We start from the raw sequence: 15,321 nt of genomic DNA on the forward strand, positions 1-15,321 counted from the left end.
AGGCGTTACACATAGTAAGTTTAGGTCCCTCTCATCTTCTGGCATTTGCCTGCTGGATTTAGCACCTGACAATTCGTTGGTTGCTGAAGTTTCATAGGGCCAGTCCCTCAACTTCTCTCGATAAGATACAATATTATTTTTTTATTAGTAATTATATGAATTTTTTAATAATAATTAAAAGAATCATAACGTTATATGAAAAAAACGTCAATACCTTCTAGCACATTCAAGCATAACTTTACACAATTGCATTGATTATTTGTTGTGCGGTTTTTTTCCCGTTTTGAATACATGCACCAATGCCCACACCAAAATACGAGCAACCTGCAAGTATTACGTTCGGATAACGCGCCTCTAAATCTTCTATTACAATACCAAGCGCCTCATTATGCGCTAAATCATAACGCGGCATTTGATCAATCCACTTTGTCACATTCACTATTTTTGGTTGTGCTTCAATGCCAAGGCTTATTCGAATATCCTCTAACGCAACTTTCGTAAGCTCATCATCTGACATTGCAGCTAATTGTTCATAGCGCGGATTACTATTTTTATAAAATAAACGTACAAGTAGGTTACCTTGTGCTGACGTATGCTTCCATTTTCTACTTGTCCAAGTCGATGCATTGCACATTAAATCACTCTGATGCGAAACAATAAAGCCCGTTCCATCCGCTGGCAATACATCATCCGGCACATCAAAACCTACATACATCGTCAGTACAGATGCCGTTGAAAACTGTTTTAAATTTTTATCTAGTGGTGCATCCGCTAATACTTTACGCACGGTGTCATTTGGAACGGCAAGCACAACAACGTCCGCTTCCACTTTTTCTCCGTTAGCTATTACCTCATAGCGCGTTCCCACTTTTCGAATACTTTCTGTTGTAGCATTTTTCATAAATTCAACTTCTGGCAACATTTCCTCAAGTCGATCGATGACAGCAGACAATCCATTTTTAAATGAAATGAACTTCTTATTTGCGGCCTTCTCAAACTGCTCTCGATTTTCCTCAAACCCTTTAATGATTGAACCATGATCATTTTTATAATCGACTAAATAAGGGAGTGTCGATGCTAAACTTAATTGATACAAATCACCTGAATAAACGCCTGATAGTACTGGGGCAATTTGATTATGCACAACTTCTTCCCCTAAGAAAAATTCCAAAAACTCTCCTATTGAACTGTCCTTTGTAAAATCCGTATTCGGTATTTCAAAATCTTGTAGCACACGTTTTTTTCCCTCTTCAGAAATGAGCGTACTTGCCATTAATGAATCCACACTCATCGGAATACCAAATGTTGAGCCCGCTGGAATCGCATGAAGCTCATTATTCGTATGAATATAGGATATACCTGTCTCGTTATATACAAGTTCTGATTCAAAATCCAGTTCGCGTACAAGTTCCAGTACACCAGGATGACGCGCAACAATAGAGTCCGCACCTGTTTCCATAATAAACCCGTCTTCATATTCTGAATGAATTTTCCCACCTAAATGCGCATTCTTTTCTATTAAAATAAGACGCGCCGCTACCTTTTTCTCAGCCATTTGTCTTTTCAAATAATGCATCGTGCAAAGACCTGTAATGCCGCCACCTACAACGATAACTGTTTTCATCCTAATCGCTCCCATTCCCGTACATAACTATATTTATCTTTAGTATAATCGGTTTCCCTTCAAAATAGGCAAACCGTATATTACAAATATCGCACGAAAAAACCATTTTGAATTGAATCAAAATGGCATGGGTTTATTAAATACATTATTTTTCTAGCCCATGTGAAATGACAGCTAATGTATCAGCTGACAATGTCACTTCATCAAATGCTCGACCAAGCTCCGATATGATGCCACACATTTGCTCCACTTCATTTTCAACTAGGTTATTTTGTTCTTTCGTTTCCACCATAGCCTCCACGATAAGTGAGAATTGTTCTTCGGTGCCTCCCATATTTTCCTCACCTGTTTGAACAGCTTTCTGAATTTGCTCCAATGATTCAAGCAATTTCATCGTGCGATCATTCGTATTTTTTAATAGTTCTCCTACATTGACAGCCGATTCTTTCGTTTGTTCAGATAGCTTTCGCACTTCACCTGCTACAACACCAAATCCTTTACCCGCTTCTCCTGCTCGTGCCGCTTCAATTGCAGCATTTAGCGCCAATAAATTTGTTTGGTTTGCAATATTTGTTACAATCCCCATTGTTGCTTCCATTTCCTTTGAAATTTCTACTAGCTTATCAATCTCTTCAGAAATAGAACCCACTGAATCTTGAATAGCATTCATACAATCAACTTGGCGATGTAATTGGCTTTTCCCATTTTGCGCTTGTTCATCCGCCACATTTGAAATATCAATGGCTTTTTTCGCAAAGGAGGTCATTATTTGTGATTGTGCTGTTAGCTGTTGAAATGCTGCATTTGTTTCCTCAGAAATCGTTGCTAAATTCGACGATGATTCAATAATTGAATTACTAATTTGACGTTTTTCTTCTGCCAGCTGGTCCTTCATTCGTTCTAGTACTGCTTCATATTCTTCTAAAACTACTTGTTGCTCAAAGTTTAATATTTTCGAAATCGCTTCAATTGTTTTAAAGCGCTGCTCATCATCTGCAATGTTTTCCTTCACTAATTGAATAAAAACAATAAATAAACTTTGGAAAGCCCCAATATACCATTTTGTTTTCAAGCCAATATGAACATGCACTTGTGCAATTTTTATTCGTTTCGCAAAATATTCATCATCAATAATCCCTTCAAACATTTCACAAATATGCCTTTTTAAAGTTAGTTTTAAACGTTCTACAGAGCTATGATTACTAATAATATTTGTTAAACTGGATTCCATCCCTAAGTTTTGATAAAATTCACCAACGACCATCTCAATATTTTTATCAATATGTGGTTTGAAAACTTTTAAATACTTTAAATCTTCCTCTGTTAAATTTAGCATCTGAATCTGTTTGCGTACCTTTAAATTGTTTATATACTCTAACTTAACAGCTACATCACTTATCATCGTTTTTGGAATAGCATCCTTTTTTTTAAAAAACATTCACATGCCCTCACCTATTTTAATATTGTATTTCGTAATGATATAAATGACGTTTTTAGTTTATTTAAGTACTCTTAAAGTTTTCAATATATCTATTTACTTATTTATAAAACTATACTAGTTAACAACATTATAAAGAAGCAAACCAGTGATTCATATAAACAATAACGACTAAAAAAATGTTTATGTGACTACACTAGCCATATTTTTAGTCGTTTAGTATTGCATACCGTCCAAAATATACTTGTCTCAAAAATAGTTCCGATTTCATTGTACCTAATGAATCACATTCACAATGTACACATTTCCTTTTAAGGAATTAAATGTTATAAGGACTATAGGGTTAAATGTTAAATTTGTAAATGTTAAAAGTGGTTATTTATAGAAAACACACATTCTGTCATATATTATATGCTCATCCTCAATCTATTATACCTACTTCTATTAAGTACATCGTCCCATAGAAATAAGGATCTATTCATAGAGTCAAATTATATTTCAAAAATACATTTCCCCCATCGGTATCACCAATGAAGAAAATGTAGCACTTTAAATTTGTGATAATTGATCACTTAAAATAGAAATTTCTTTTCCCAAAGAAAGGGACCTTGTTTCGAAATAACGGATTCTGTCTTCACTTCGATTGCCCTCTATCTTTCCCTCACCTAACATCTCGATTGCATCACAAACAAATAACTTCAATGTGCGCAAACCAGATTCAACTTTTCGAACCTCTTTCCCATAAAGTAGCACGGTATTATCCTGTGTTTTCCCCTTTTTCATTTGGAAGATATTCTCGTTAATCAATGCATCAATTTCTTCATATCGTTTTGTTTGATGAGTATTTATGATTGATATTTCCCCAATATATTTCTTCACATCTTGATGGTCTAATCCTACTTGTAAATGTCCTTTTAAGTACTCAACAATCGTACAGAGCGCTGTTAAATCTTCTTGTTGCATTCGCGAATATTTACTCATTTTTTGCATAGGACTTTCATTTTGATTAGAAGACAATTGTGGAATCGCAAATAATAGCATCGCAGATTCCCTCCTTATCCAATTCTTTTATAATAAATATAATTCCTATTCTTTAGAAAATCTAAACATATCGATGAATTTCTTTTCTAAAAAACAAAAGAACGTATCCTTAGTTCGATTTTAATTCTAATGAAATATCAGTTTCATTAGGTGAACTTATATAGTTAAATTTGTCGTGCTGCTTGTCGCCATTTTTCCGCCTCTTGAGGATCTACTCCTTCATATAGCTCGGCTAGTTTCAACATGGATGCAACATCTTCTAGTAAAGCAGCTTGTTTATAATAGCGAATAGCTTGTTGTTGATCCTTCTCCACGCCGAGTGCATTTTCATAGCAATAAGCAATATTATAAAGTGCATCTACTTGGAAAATATCTGCTGCACGATAAAACCATTTCATTGCCTGCTCATAGCTTTGATTTTGCTTTAGTTCCCCATTGAAATAAATCATCCCAATGCGGTAAAGCCCTTCACTATCTCCGCCATTTGCCGCCATTTTATAATATGTAAATGCCTTGTCCTCATCAATTTCTGTCCCAATTCCTTGCTCATACATAATGCCAAGTGTGTACATCGCTTCTACTACATCGCAGTTTGCAGCTTTTATAAACCATGCCATTGCTGCTTCTTCATTAATTTCAGTACCTTCTCCATTCAAATACATATCCGCTAAATTATTCATCGCATCTGGATGATTTTGCTGTGCTGCCTGTTCATAATAGTACAGAGCGCGATGTATGCTTTCCTCTACACCAATACCTTCATAAAAGCAGTTGGCCAATTCAAAATATCCATCCGCATCGTTATGATCAATCGCATTCTTCAACCACTCGTGCATACCATCCAAATAGTCAGCTACCTTATAAAATCGAGCCACTTCTACCATCGCGCTACTATCACCATGAAGCGCTAGCTGTAATTGTTGCCTCAATCTTTCAGCTGTTTGTGGCTCTACATGTTCATTTATTAATCGCTCAAATAACTGCTTTTGCTGCCACATCATACTACTCCTCCAATTACTTACTGCATTTTTTCTCTATCTTGAAGATACTCGATTAAATACTGCTTGAACTCTGTCGCTGCGGGCGGTAAATAACGATTTTTTGCCCACGAAACCCCAATTGAACGATAGCAAGGCGGATTTACCTTTAAACGTTTTACATTATAATTATCGAGCCCTTTAATGTTTGGAATGAGCGAGACCCCCATTCCAGCACTTACGAATCCCGCAACGGTATGCATTTCTTCAGCAGCAAAAGTTGTATTCAGCTTAATCCCTTCCTTAAGGAAAAATTCATCAACTAATTGACGCAATGAATTTCCTTTTTTAATCGCAATAAATGGTTCACCTTTAATATCTTCTAACTTGATGCTTTCTAGGTGAGCTAAAGGATGTGTATTAGGTACAACAACGAATAGCTCCTCCGCAAATAATTCCTCTGTTTCAATTTCAATCACTTTCGAAGCAATTTTTTGGGATAAACATAAATCAATTGCCCCTTCTTCTAAACGTTTCATTAAACTTAATGATGTCGCTTGTGTTAATGAAAAAAGCATATTGGGAAAACGTTTCCTCGTTGCCGCAATTAGTTCTGGCACAACTTCTGTTCCTAGCGTATGAATAAAGCCGAATGATACTTCACCGGAACCTGGACGGACAATATCTTCAAATTCTTCTTTTACACGCTCATATTCATCTAAAATCACATTTACACTTTGCAAAAAGGTTTCGCCAAAACGATTTAAATAAATGGAACGCCCTTCTCGATTAAATAATGGCACACCAAGGTCTTGTTCAATGTTTGCAATCGACTTACTTAACGCCGGTTGAGAAATCGATAGAACTTCTGCTGCACGGGTCATATGTTGCATCTTAGCAACGGTTTTAAAATATCGAAGTTGTTCCATCTCCATAAATTCATACCTCACTCCATTGATAACTTAAAGTAATCGAAATGATAAAAATAATAAATTGTACTTATATATTTATAGTTCTATAATAGTCGGTAACAACTGTATTTCATAACAAAATTGCTTTTAAATATCAATAGATTTTTATAAAGTTTTCTAAAACTGACACAATTAACTTCACGAAGGAGTCTAATCGACTATGAAACTCATCGCGCCGAAACCTTTTTTAACTGAAACAGGGAATCGTGCTGTTCTTTTACTTCACGGATTTACAGGCAACACAAATGATGTAAAACGTTTAGGAAAATATTTATCAGATCGCAACTACACTGTACACGCACCTTTATACAAAGGGCATGGTAGTGGGCCAGATCAACTTATTAAATCCAATCCAATGGAATGGTGGAATAGTGCCATTGAAGGCTATGATGAATTACGCAGCCGTGGTTATGATGAAATCGCAGTCGCAGGTGTATCGCTCGGCGGTATTTTCTCATTAAAATTAGGAGAAGAACGTCCAACAAAAGCGATTGTTTCAATGTCTGCACCAGCTTTAGCTAAAACAACGGATAGCCTACAAAGCCGCATTGTTGATTATGCAATTAATTATAAAAAATTATCTGGTACGTATGATGAAGCCGTTGATACTCGCACAAAAATTGCTGAGCTTATGGAGATGCCTTCATTAATTAATTTACAAAACCTTATTAATGAAACAAGTGATAACTTAAATACGATCCAATCACCTGTCCACATTTTACGTGGATTTGAAGATGATGAATACTATTGTGAAAGTGCCGATTTAATTTATTCTTCAATAAAATCGCCGATTAAATCCGTAAAAACCTTTGTTAACTCTGGTCATATTTTAACATTAGGGAAAGAACGCGAACTCGTTTTTGAAGAGATTTATCATTTCTTTGAGAGCTTAAAGTGGAAAGAATAATCTTATATCCCCTTGCAAAAATCCCCTTTTTTGCAATTAATAAAAAGCGAGCGTCCATGGATCCCCATCCATTGAACGCTCGCTTTTATCTTAATTGATTTACGCTTATTCTTCACCGCTTAAAAATGCTAAAACTAATACTTTTGCTAACTGTGCTCTCGTCATACTTCCAGCTGGATCAAATTGATCTGCTGTTTTTCCTTGGACAAGTTGTAAATCATATAAAAGTGTGATTGCATTTTGCGTTTCTTCATCGTATTTTGCAATATCTTTGAATGGCGCTTTTGCAGCTGGTACATACACTTCACCTTCAAGGCTATTTGAAAGACGTGTTAAAATAAGTGCGAATTGCGCTCTTGTTACATTATCTTTCGGATTTAAATAACCACCGTTTTCTTTCACGAGACCTGCTTCATAAGCTGCTGCAATTTCATTTTGTGTTTGTAATGAATAGTTTTTAATATCTTTAAATGGCGCTGGTTTAGTTGCCGTCAAATCGAAAGCACGAGCAATAACAGATAATACTTGTACTCTCGTTACATTAACATCTGGTTTGAATGTGCCATCTTCAAAGCCATTCATGAAACCGCCCATATACGCTAAATTAATATATTCACTACCCCAATGACCTGCGATATCTGTGAAGTAGTCACCCGCTTCAGTAATTGGCGTTTCAATTAAGTCACCATACTCATCTTCGTAATCACCTAAAATAGCGACAATATAATCACTCAACATCATTTCTGCCACTGCCCCATAACCAGTTGCAGCTAAATGGATATTTTGTGGATTTGGTAAGTATGTTGTGAAATTCCCTGCAACTAACTCCGCAACATTTGAATAAATAGCGTCATTTTTTTCGACAACTGTTTGTAATGCTTTATTCATCGTCGAAACTAACGTATTTAATTGCGTTTGAATTGATGCATCTTGAATATAAGGGAATGGATTGTAAAGACCCATCACAACAACATCGACTTCAGGGTTTAAATCATAAATGGCTGCAAAGATTTTTTCATAATTCAACGCTACATCTTGAATACTTTTTGTAACGCCTGCTAAATCAAATGAAAGTTGACCTGTTTCGCTTGTCTTCACATTTTTTAAGACGTCGTTTGCTCCAACGCTTAACGTTATAAAGTCAGCATCTTTAATTGCTTGTTTAATTGCTGTTGTATTTTTCGTAATACCTGTTAGATCAGTAATCGGCTTTGTTACATCTGCCTGAATGTCCTTTAAAACATCAGCTGTTGTATAGCCTGGATATGCGAAGCCTTTATTATAATCAATAGACCCCTCATCGTCCCCCGCCAATAACAGTGCTAAATAATCAGCATAGCCATAGCCAATCTCACCTTTTTCATCCATACCTGCTGCGAGTGAATCACCTAGCGCTAAATAATTGAATAGCTCATCCGTTTCTTCCGCCTTAACATTTAATGAGTATGGTAAAAATAATTGAACCATTAAAATAAGTGCTGCAAAAACCGTTAACTTTTTCATCCAAATCCCCCTTTATTGTGAATATCATATTTAATTATAATTATTGACATATAAAAAAGCAAAAGAATATAAGATTAATAAGTATAATCGACAGAATAGACAGAAAATATTATATCGATAAAACTTTTCACGTGGAACACTTTGCATTAATAGCGTCTATTTTTATGACTTTTCACTTGAGATGATTTGGATTTAATATTCTTTTGAAATATCATTTATAAGGCAATAAAAATAACGCTATCCCCCGTTTACTAGGGGTTAGCGTTACTAAGCTTATATGCGATTCTATTTCCTTTACCTTCTGTGCGTATAAACTTTGAGCGCCCTCATTCGCATTGAATCTTTTGCTTTTTCTTAATATTGTTCCAAATTTTAAAGGATGCAATAAATACAATTGCAAACGATACGATTAAAAAGGCTAAACCAACTTTGGATTCACCGAGACTTGTCCCAATAACACTATACAGTATCCTTAACGGGGCGCCCGCAATTAGTATCGTTAATAGATATGTTACATATTTGATACGGGCTGAAGCGGATAAAAAGCAAATGACGTCTGCAGGAGCTATTGGAAAAATAATGCCTAGTGCTAGAAATTTGTAGTTATACGTTTCTAATAAGCTGTCCAACTCTGGATGTCGATCCACTAAATACGTTCTCATCTTATGACTTGCGAAATATCTTGAAACAATATAAATCAACGTCGTACTCAATGCTATCCCTACTGTTGATAATAAGAAAGCTTCTACTGGACTAAAGCATATGCCTCCCAAAATCATTAGTATTGTACCTGGAATTAAAAATATTAGCCGTACAATCCATAAACCGATAAACACGATATATGCATAATTTTTATACTCCGAAATTAGTGCTTTCAACGTATACATATCCAGTGAAAGTAAATTAAAATACTTTAATATACATACAGCTAAAATCCAAATGGCAATAATGATCCATTTCTTTTTCAAATTCTTCATTCTCCTCATTACTTCCTATCTCCATATAGTAAGAAAAGAAAATTAAGAAATACGCCTAAAAATCATTAAGAATTCTGAAGATGTTCATGATTTATTGGAAGTTCCACAATAAAGCTTATCCAATTATCTTTGTACTCTGCGCGTATGTTCCCATGATGAAGTTCAATAATTCTTTTGGATATCGACAATCCAAGTCCTGTCCCTTGTGCATCCATCCTTGCCTCATCTCCCCTAAAAAAACGTTCAAACATTTTATTAACATCTGCTCTAGGGGGATTTTCTACTTTGTTTGATACTTGTAAAACGGCGATATTCTCTATGGAGTTAAAAGCAACTTGTATATCGGAAGGCTTCATACTGTATTTAATGGCATTCATAAAAAGGTTTTCATACACACGCACCATTTTATCAACATCGATTAAAACAGGGATATCTTCTTCTGTAATTAATCGTTGGACAGTTAATTGTTCCTTCTCAAAAATTGGAATATACTCCCCTACAATTTGCTGCAATAAACTTGTTAAATCCACTTTATTCAGATTTAACATCGCATCTGGACTAGATAATCGGGTAAATTCAAATAGCTCATCCATCAAGTAATTGAGTCTTTGTGATTTTGAATAAATCGTTTCAAAATATTCCTGTAGCTGATTTTCATTATTATATTGCCCACTTTTTATTAAATTCAAATAGCCAATAATTGATGTTAATGGTGTCCGTAAATCATGAGAGATATTTGTAATTAGTTCATTTTTTGTTTTTCTAGTTGTCTTTCATGGATAAACTTATTTTCTAATTCCTTTGACATGTAATTAATGTTGCCGGCTAGCTGTGAAAGTTCATCCTTACCTTTAATATCAATTGTTAGCCCGAGTTGTCCATTTGCAATATGCTGGACTGTTTCAGAAATGTGTTTTAAATACAGTATTTTTTTCCTTACGAGCAATGAAAATATCGAAACGAACGTTAAGATGATCATAATAAACCAAAATGTTAGTAATAAACTTAATTTCAGCATACTGCCTTTCGGGTTAATAAGCGTACCCATTTTAGAAAAAACGATTATCGCAACATACGTTCCAAAAAAGCTAATGACAATCATTAAAAGGAGATTTACGGTTAATGTATTTCGAAACTTAATCGTGTTCATATTTTATAACCTACTCCCCAAATTGTCTTAATGTAAATGGGGCGTTTCGGTTCTACCTCTATTTTGTCTCGAATTTTAGTAATATGCACCATCACGGTATTATCCGATTTAAAAAAGTCTTCCTTCCATACCGCTTCATAAATTTTTGCAACGCTTAAAACAATTCCTTTGTTTCGAGCAAGCAGCTCCAAAATATCAAATTCTTTTGGCGTTAATCGAACTTCTTTCTTTTGCACCCACACTTGCCGTGTATTTGTATTGACTGTTAACTCCCCTATTTCCAAAATACTTTTATCGACAACTGGCTCGGCATTGTATTTTTTATATCTTCTTAATTGAGATTTCACCCGGGCAATTAATTCCAATGGATTAAACGGTTTAGACAAATAATCATCTGCACCCGCAGCGAGCCCTTGAATTTTGTCCATATCCTCTGATTTTGCAGAAAGCATGATGATTGGCATGCTGCGTTCCTCTCTAATTTTCATACACGCTTGAATGCCATCCATTTTCGGCATCATAATATCTAAAATAATGAGGTCAAATGCACTTTTTTCTAACATTTTTAAAGCTTCCATCGCATCTTCAGCCTTTTCAGTTTCCATTCCTTCATTTTCCAAATATACTGCGATCAAATTTCGAATTTCTTTATCATCATCAACAATTAATATTTTTAACATCATTCATTTCCTCCATCTATTCTTCGCTTTGATTTGAATTGTTACTCCTATTTTAAAGGCCAAATGTTAAGATGGCATGATTAAGGTCCTTAAAAATATTATCTTCTTTAAAGGATAAAAAAGGAAGTGTTTCTTATTTGAGAAATTTCGCCGATTCCATTTATGAAAATTAATTTTAATTGCTGTGTATAAGATTTACTAATCAACCTATACTATTAAAGATTTCACTTCCAATCCAATGTGACTAGGAGGGTTAACCCGATGAGTAAGGATGAATAATCTCTCTGACGGACCATCACAACTGAATAAAGCTAAAGTGCGGTTATCTTAGGTAAATCTTAAGATACAATACGGAAGCGAGGCAGTGTGTCATGGAGGAATAACTGTAAGTGCTAATCAAACCCGGGAAAACTCCCGGGTTTCTTTTTGATTTTCTTATACATAACAAAAAAGCGTGTTCATCCGTGTTGGATTGAACCCGCTTTTTTATTTCTTTATAGGTGAACTGTTACATCCCCTATATTACTATACACCCCGAGAAATCTTACCCCATATACACGCTTTCACATGTTCCAGCTGCCGGTTCATAAAAACAGTGATTTTTAAACTGACCTGTAAACGGTTGACCGTACCATGTTGGCGGACAAGGACCATATGGATTAAAGTACCAAAGCGCATATTTCGCTGGATGTTCTCGCCAATATTTCAACGTCTGCTCGGCTAATCTTTGTTCATTCGGCCTTGCTCTTTGATAAAACATATTTCCCTTTTGAACCGCTTCAAAGGAATAGTTATTACCTTGTACTTGAAATATGACATCTTCTATTGTTCGAACATCTTTAAAGTCTGAACAATCTGCCGCAGCACGATTTACAATGACATTCCCAACATATAACATCCCTTGATTACCTTCACCCACGGCTTCTGCTCGCATCATCCTTGCCATCAAATCAATGTCTTCCTGTCGATATTTAACTCTCGCCATTTCATCCACCTCATACATATAGTATGAAAAAGCGCAGAAATTGATGTCATTATTTTCATATAACGGTCCTACAATCCTTAACTAATTACGTTGATGGTGATGTTCCTCTTCCTCTGCCTCAGCTTTTGTAAGATGAACTGTACCGAATGGATGGTTCGGTGGGGCATAGATTGAATAAAGTTTAAGCGGAACCGTACCTGTATTTGTGAGATTATGCCACTGCCCTGCAGGTATTATGATTGCATCATCATCCGAAACATCTCTTACAAAATTTAAATGATTTTTATGGTCGCCCATTTGGACAATGCCGTGACCTTGCTCAACACGTAAAAATTGATCCACATTTGGGTGCATTTCTAGACCAATGTCTTCCCCAGGCTTGAGATTCATTAAAGTAACTTGAAGATGTTTCCCTGTCCATAAAGCTGTGCGATACGATTGATTTTGTTTTATTGCTTCTTCGATATTGACGACATATGGTTGTGGTCCATGATCAGTTAACCGTTCCTCATAATTCCATACTTGGCCTCCTCCATAAGCATAAGGCGAGTAAAATGAGGGCATTCCGTAATTATACATAGGAGCCGTAGCATAATTAAATTGTGGATATTGATGCATATAAGGTGCATAGTACATTTATCTAAACCCCTTTATCGTTTTGATAACTAGCTTATGCAATAGGTTCAAGGAATGTACTTTTTTGTAAGCTGATAATGATTGGACAGTAAGCATTCGCCCTATTTCTGTGTAGCATTTCAAATGAAAAAGGAGCCCCCATAAATTATGAGAAGCTCCTTCTTTTACTTATCTGTTTGCGAAATGTTATTTTTTAGCTTGATAATGCAATTCCAACACCCGTAACCATTTATAAATCAACACCTCGTGAAAGAGGAACAAAGGCTAAAGTCACAACGTCCTGTCGCAACGCCTTTGTCACCACATCCATGATAGATGAAAGTCAAGCTAAGGTCGTCGCGTCCTGCGACAACGCTTGACTGACTCACGTCATGTGAGCCCTACATCATACCGCCCATTCCACCCATGCCGCCCATATCAGGCATGCCCATACCGCCGCCTGCTTCAGGGATGTCTGCTACTACCGCTTCCGTTGTAAGGAATAATGAAGCAACTGATGCTGCGTTTTGTAAAGCTGAACGCGTTACTTTTGCTGGGTCTACTACACCTGATTCAATCATGTTTACCCATTCGCCTGTTGCTGCGTTGAAGCCAGTTCCGATTTCTTCACGTTTTAGACGGTCTACGATAATTGAGCCCTCAAGACCTGCGTTTTCAGCAATTTGACGTACTGGTTCTTCTAATGCACGTAAAATGATTTTCACACCTGTTGCTACGTCGCCGTCTACTTCTTCTAGCACGTTTGCAACTGCGCTATATACATTTAGAAGGGCTGTACCACCACCTGATACGATACCTTCTTCTACTGCCGCGCGTGTAGAGTTCAGTGCGTCCTCGATGCGTAATTTACGCTCTTTTAATTCTGTTTCTGTTGCTGCTCCTACTTTAATAACCGCAACACCGCCTGCTAATTTCGCTAAGCGCTCTTGTAATTTTTCTTTATCAAACTCTGAAGTCGTTTCAGCTAGCTGCATACGAATTTGATTTACGCGTGCTGCTACTGCGTCTGTGTTACCAGCGCCTTCAACGATTGTTGTATTATCTTTTGAAACGATAACTTTTGCCGCGCGACCTAATGATGTTAAGTCTGCTGTTTTTAAATCTAAACCAAGATCTTGCGTAATGACTTGACCACCAGTAAGAATCGCAATATCTTCTAACATTGCTTTACGACGATCACCAAACCCTGGTGCCTTTACTGCGACCGCATTGAATGTACCACGTAATTTATTTACTACAAGAGTTGCTAAAGCTTCCCCTTCAACGTCTTCCGCAATAATTAAAATTGGACGACCTTGTTGTACAACTTGCTCAAGCACAGGTAAAATCTCTTGAATGTTCGAGATTTTTTTATCTGTAATTAAAATAAATGGATTATCTAATACCGCTTCCATTTTGTCTGTATCTGTCACCATGTAGTGTGACGCATAGCCACGGTCAAATTGCATACCTTCTACAACGTCAAGCTCTGTTGTGAAGCCTTTTGATTCTTCAATCGTAATAACACCGTCATTGCCTACGCGCTCCATAGCGTCCGCAATGTACCCACCGATTTCGTCATCACCTGAAGAAATAGATGCTACTTGTGCAATTGACTCTTTGTTTTCCACCGGACGTGAAATCGTTTGAAGCTCCGTTAAAGCCGCTGCTACTGCTTTATCCATTCCTTTACGGATACCTACAGGATTTGCACCAGCTGTTACGTTTTTTAAACCTTCACGGATCATAGCTTGTGCAAGAACCGTTGCTGTAGTTGTACCATCACCAGCAATTTCATTCGTTTTAGAAGCTACTTCTGCTACTAATTTTGCCCCCATGTTTTCGAATGCATTTTCTAATTCGATTTCTTTTGCGATAGATACACCGTCATTTGTAATAAGTGGTGAACCGAATTTTTTTTCTAATACAACGTTACGTCCTTTTGGTCCAAGTGTCACCTTTACAGCGTTTGCTAATTTATCAACACCAGCCGCCATTAATGAGCGTGCTTCTTCTGAAAATTTAATATCTTTTGCCATAATCCATATACCTCCTGAAATTAGTTATCTATTTTCATTCATTTATCAACATCATATATGCAGCTAGCATGCTTTATTATGTAGATCTAGCTGCAGTTTATTTTCAATTTGGGTCTATCCGATAATTGCTAATACGTCGCTTTCACGTAAAATTAAATATTCTACGCCGTCGTATTTCACTTCTGTACCAGAGAATTGTGAGAAGATAATTTCATCGCCGACCTTTACGTCAAGCTCTACACGAGTGCCGTTGTCAAGAACACGACCTGTACCTACTGCTACTACGTTACCAGTTTGTGGTTTTTCTTTTGCTGAGTCAGGTAATACAATACCGAATGCAGTTTTTTCTTCTACCTCAACAAGTTCAATAATGATGCGATCTCCTAATGGTCTTAACAAGTGAAACAACCCCCT

The 15,321-nt window shown here is 36.3% G+C and carries 13 protein-coding genes, 1 pseudogene and 1 riboswitch; of the genes and pseudogenes, 1 reads left to right on the forward strand and 13 read right to left on the reverse strand.

Features of this window, described 5'->3' with window-relative positions; all coding sequences use genetic code 11:
- Positions 1-28: 28 nt before the first annotated feature.
- Positions 29-127, reverse strand: a riboswitch (SAM riboswitch).
- Between the two features lie 111 nt (positions 128-238).
- The 5 genes from hemG to MHI10_RS19480 all read right to left on the reverse strand — a co-directional run bounded on the left by hemG (position 239) and on the right by MHI10_RS19480 (position 6,015).
- Complete coding sequence (gene hemG / locus MHI10_RS19460) at positions 239-1,624, reverse strand: protoporphyrinogen oxidase (protein ID WP_340788412.1); 1,386 nt, start codon at positions 1,622-1,624, stop codon at positions 239-241.
- Positions 1,625-1,769: 145 nt separating this feature from the next.
- The gene (locus MHI10_RS19465; RefSeq protein ID WP_340788414.1) at positions 1,770-3,062 is read right to left on the reverse strand and encodes a globin-coupled sensor protein; all 1,293 of its coding nucleotides are present in this window, start codon (positions 3,060-3,062) and stop codon (positions 1,770-1,772) included.
- 549 nt (positions 3,063-3,611) lie between these two features.
- Positions 3,612-4,103, reverse strand: coding sequence for a chemotaxis protein (locus MHI10_RS19470; RefSeq protein ID WP_340788417.1), 492 nt, complete (start codon positions 4,101-4,103; stop codon positions 3,612-3,614).
- Between the two features lie 164 nt (positions 4,104-4,267).
- Positions 4,268-5,104: a tetratricopeptide repeat protein gene (locus MHI10_RS19475; RefSeq protein ID WP_340788418.1), complete on the reverse strand. Its 837-nt coding sequence runs from the start codon at positions 5,102-5,104 to the stop codon at positions 4,268-4,270.
- A 17-nt stretch (positions 5,105-5,121) separates the two neighbouring features.
- Positions 5,122-6,015: a LysR family transcriptional regulator gene (locus MHI10_RS19480; RefSeq protein WP_340788419.1), complete on the reverse strand. Its 894-nt coding sequence runs from the start codon at positions 6,013-6,015 to the stop codon at positions 5,122-5,124.
- Between the two features lie 196 nt (positions 6,016-6,211).
- On the opposite strand from MHI10_RS19480, the gene MHI10_RS19485 reads away from it, so the two are divergent.
- Positions 6,212-6,958, forward strand: a complete 747-nt coding sequence (locus MHI10_RS19485) for an alpha/beta hydrolase (protein ID WP_340788421.1) — start codon at positions 6,212-6,214, stop codon at positions 6,956-6,958.
- A 105-nt stretch (positions 6,959-7,063) separates the two neighbouring features.
- Here the strand turns inward: MHI10_RS19485 and MHI10_RS19490 are convergent, their stop codons facing one another.
- The 8 genes and pseudogenes from MHI10_RS19490 to groES all read right to left on the reverse strand — a co-directional run bounded on the left by MHI10_RS19490 (position 7,064) and on the right by groES (position 15,306).
- Positions 7,064-8,461 carry an S-layer homology domain-containing protein gene (locus tag MHI10_RS19490; protein ID WP_340788422.1) on the reverse strand — a complete coding sequence of 466 codons (1,398 nt, stop codon included), beginning with the start codon at positions 8,459-8,461 and terminating at the stop codon, positions 7,064-7,066.
- A 326-nt stretch (positions 8,462-8,787) separates the two neighbouring features.
- Positions 8,788-9,438: a TVP38/TMEM64 family protein gene (locus MHI10_RS19495; protein ID WP_445683199.1), complete on the reverse strand. Its 651-nt coding sequence runs from the start codon at positions 9,436-9,438 to the stop codon at positions 8,788-8,790.
- Positions 9,439-9,503: 65 nt separating this feature from the next.
- Positions 9,504-10,588, reverse strand: a pseudogene (locus tag MHI10_RS19500) (HAMP domain-containing sensor histidine kinase).
- A complete protein-coding gene (locus tag MHI10_RS19505; RefSeq protein ID WP_340788428.1) occupies positions 10,585-11,271 on the reverse strand; it encodes a response regulator transcription factor in 687 nt (228 codons plus the stop codon). Before MHI10_RS19505 ends, MHI10_RS19500 begins: the two are co-directional and overlap by 4 nt.
- 541 nt (positions 11,272-11,812) lie before the next feature.
- Positions 11,813-12,253 (reverse strand): cell wall hydrolase, encoded by a 441-nt coding sequence (locus MHI10_RS19510; protein WP_340788431.1) that lies wholly within the window; start codon positions 12,251-12,253, stop codon positions 11,813-11,815.
- An 81-nt stretch (positions 12,254-12,334) separates the two neighbouring features.
- Positions 12,335-12,889 carry a cupin domain-containing protein gene (locus MHI10_RS19515; protein ID WP_340788435.1) on the reverse strand — a complete coding sequence of 185 codons (555 nt, stop codon included), beginning with the start codon at positions 12,887-12,889 and terminating at the stop codon, positions 12,335-12,337.
- Positions 12,890-13,269: 380 nt separating this feature from the next.
- Complete coding sequence (gene groL / locus MHI10_RS19520; protein ID WP_340788437.1) at positions 13,270-14,907, reverse strand: chaperonin GroEL; 1,638 nt, start codon at positions 14,905-14,907, stop codon at positions 13,270-13,272.
- Between the two features lie 114 nt (positions 14,908-15,021).
- Complete coding sequence (gene groES / locus MHI10_RS19525; RefSeq protein WP_340788440.1) at positions 15,022-15,306, reverse strand: co-chaperone GroES; 285 nt, start codon at positions 15,304-15,306, stop codon at positions 15,022-15,024.
- Positions 15,307-15,321: the final 15 nt, after the last annotated feature.

This window comes from Solibacillus sp. FSL K6-1523, assembly GCF_038005225.1.
Taxonomy (GTDB): domain Bacteria; phylum Bacillota; class Bacilli; order Bacillales_A; family Planococcaceae; genus Solibacillus.

Coding starts and splice junctions, on each gene's coding strand:
- MHI10_RS19485 (WP_340788421.1), top strand. CDS start 6,212: ATGAAACTCATCGCGCCGAAACCTTTTTTAACTGAAACAGGGAATCGT.
- MHI10_RS19510 (WP_340788431.1), bottom strand. CDS start 12,253: ATGGCGAGAGTTAAATATCGACAGGAAGACATTGATTTGATGGCAAGG.
- hemG (WP_340788412.1), bottom strand. CDS start 1,624: ATGAAAACAGTTATCGTTGTAGGTGGCGGCATTACAGGTCTTTGCACG.
- MHI10_RS19480 (WP_340788419.1), bottom strand. CDS start 6,015: ATGGAGATGGAACAACTTCGATATTTTAAAACCGTTGCTAAGATGCAA.
- MHI10_RS19475 (WP_340788418.1), bottom strand. CDS start 5,104: ATGATGTGGCAGCAAAAGCAGTTATTTGAGCGATTAATAAATGAACAT.
- MHI10_RS19505 (WP_340788428.1), bottom strand. CDS start 11,271: ATGATGTTAAAAATATTAATTGTTGATGATGATAAAGAAATTCGAAAT.
- MHI10_RS19470 (WP_340788417.1), bottom strand. CDS start 4,103: ATGCTATTATTTGCGATTCCACAATTGTCTTCTAATCAAAATGAAAGT.
- MHI10_RS19515 (WP_340788435.1), bottom strand. CDS start 12,889: ATGTACTATGCACCTTATATGCATCAATATCCACAATTTAATTATGCT.
- MHI10_RS19490 (WP_340788422.1), bottom strand. CDS start 8,461: ATGAAAAAGTTAACGGTTTTTGCAGCACTTATTTTAATGGTTCAATTA.
- MHI10_RS19495 (WP_445683199.1), bottom strand. CDS start 9,438: ATGAAGAATTTGAAAAAGAAATGGATCATTATTGCCATTTGGATTTTA.
- MHI10_RS19465 (WP_340788414.1), bottom strand. CDS start 3,062: ATGTTTTTTAAAAAAAAGGATGCTATTCCAAAAACGATGATAAGTGAT.
- groL (WP_340788437.1), bottom strand. CDS start 14,907: ATGGCAAAAGATATTAAATTTTCAGAAGAAGCACGCTCATTAATGGCG.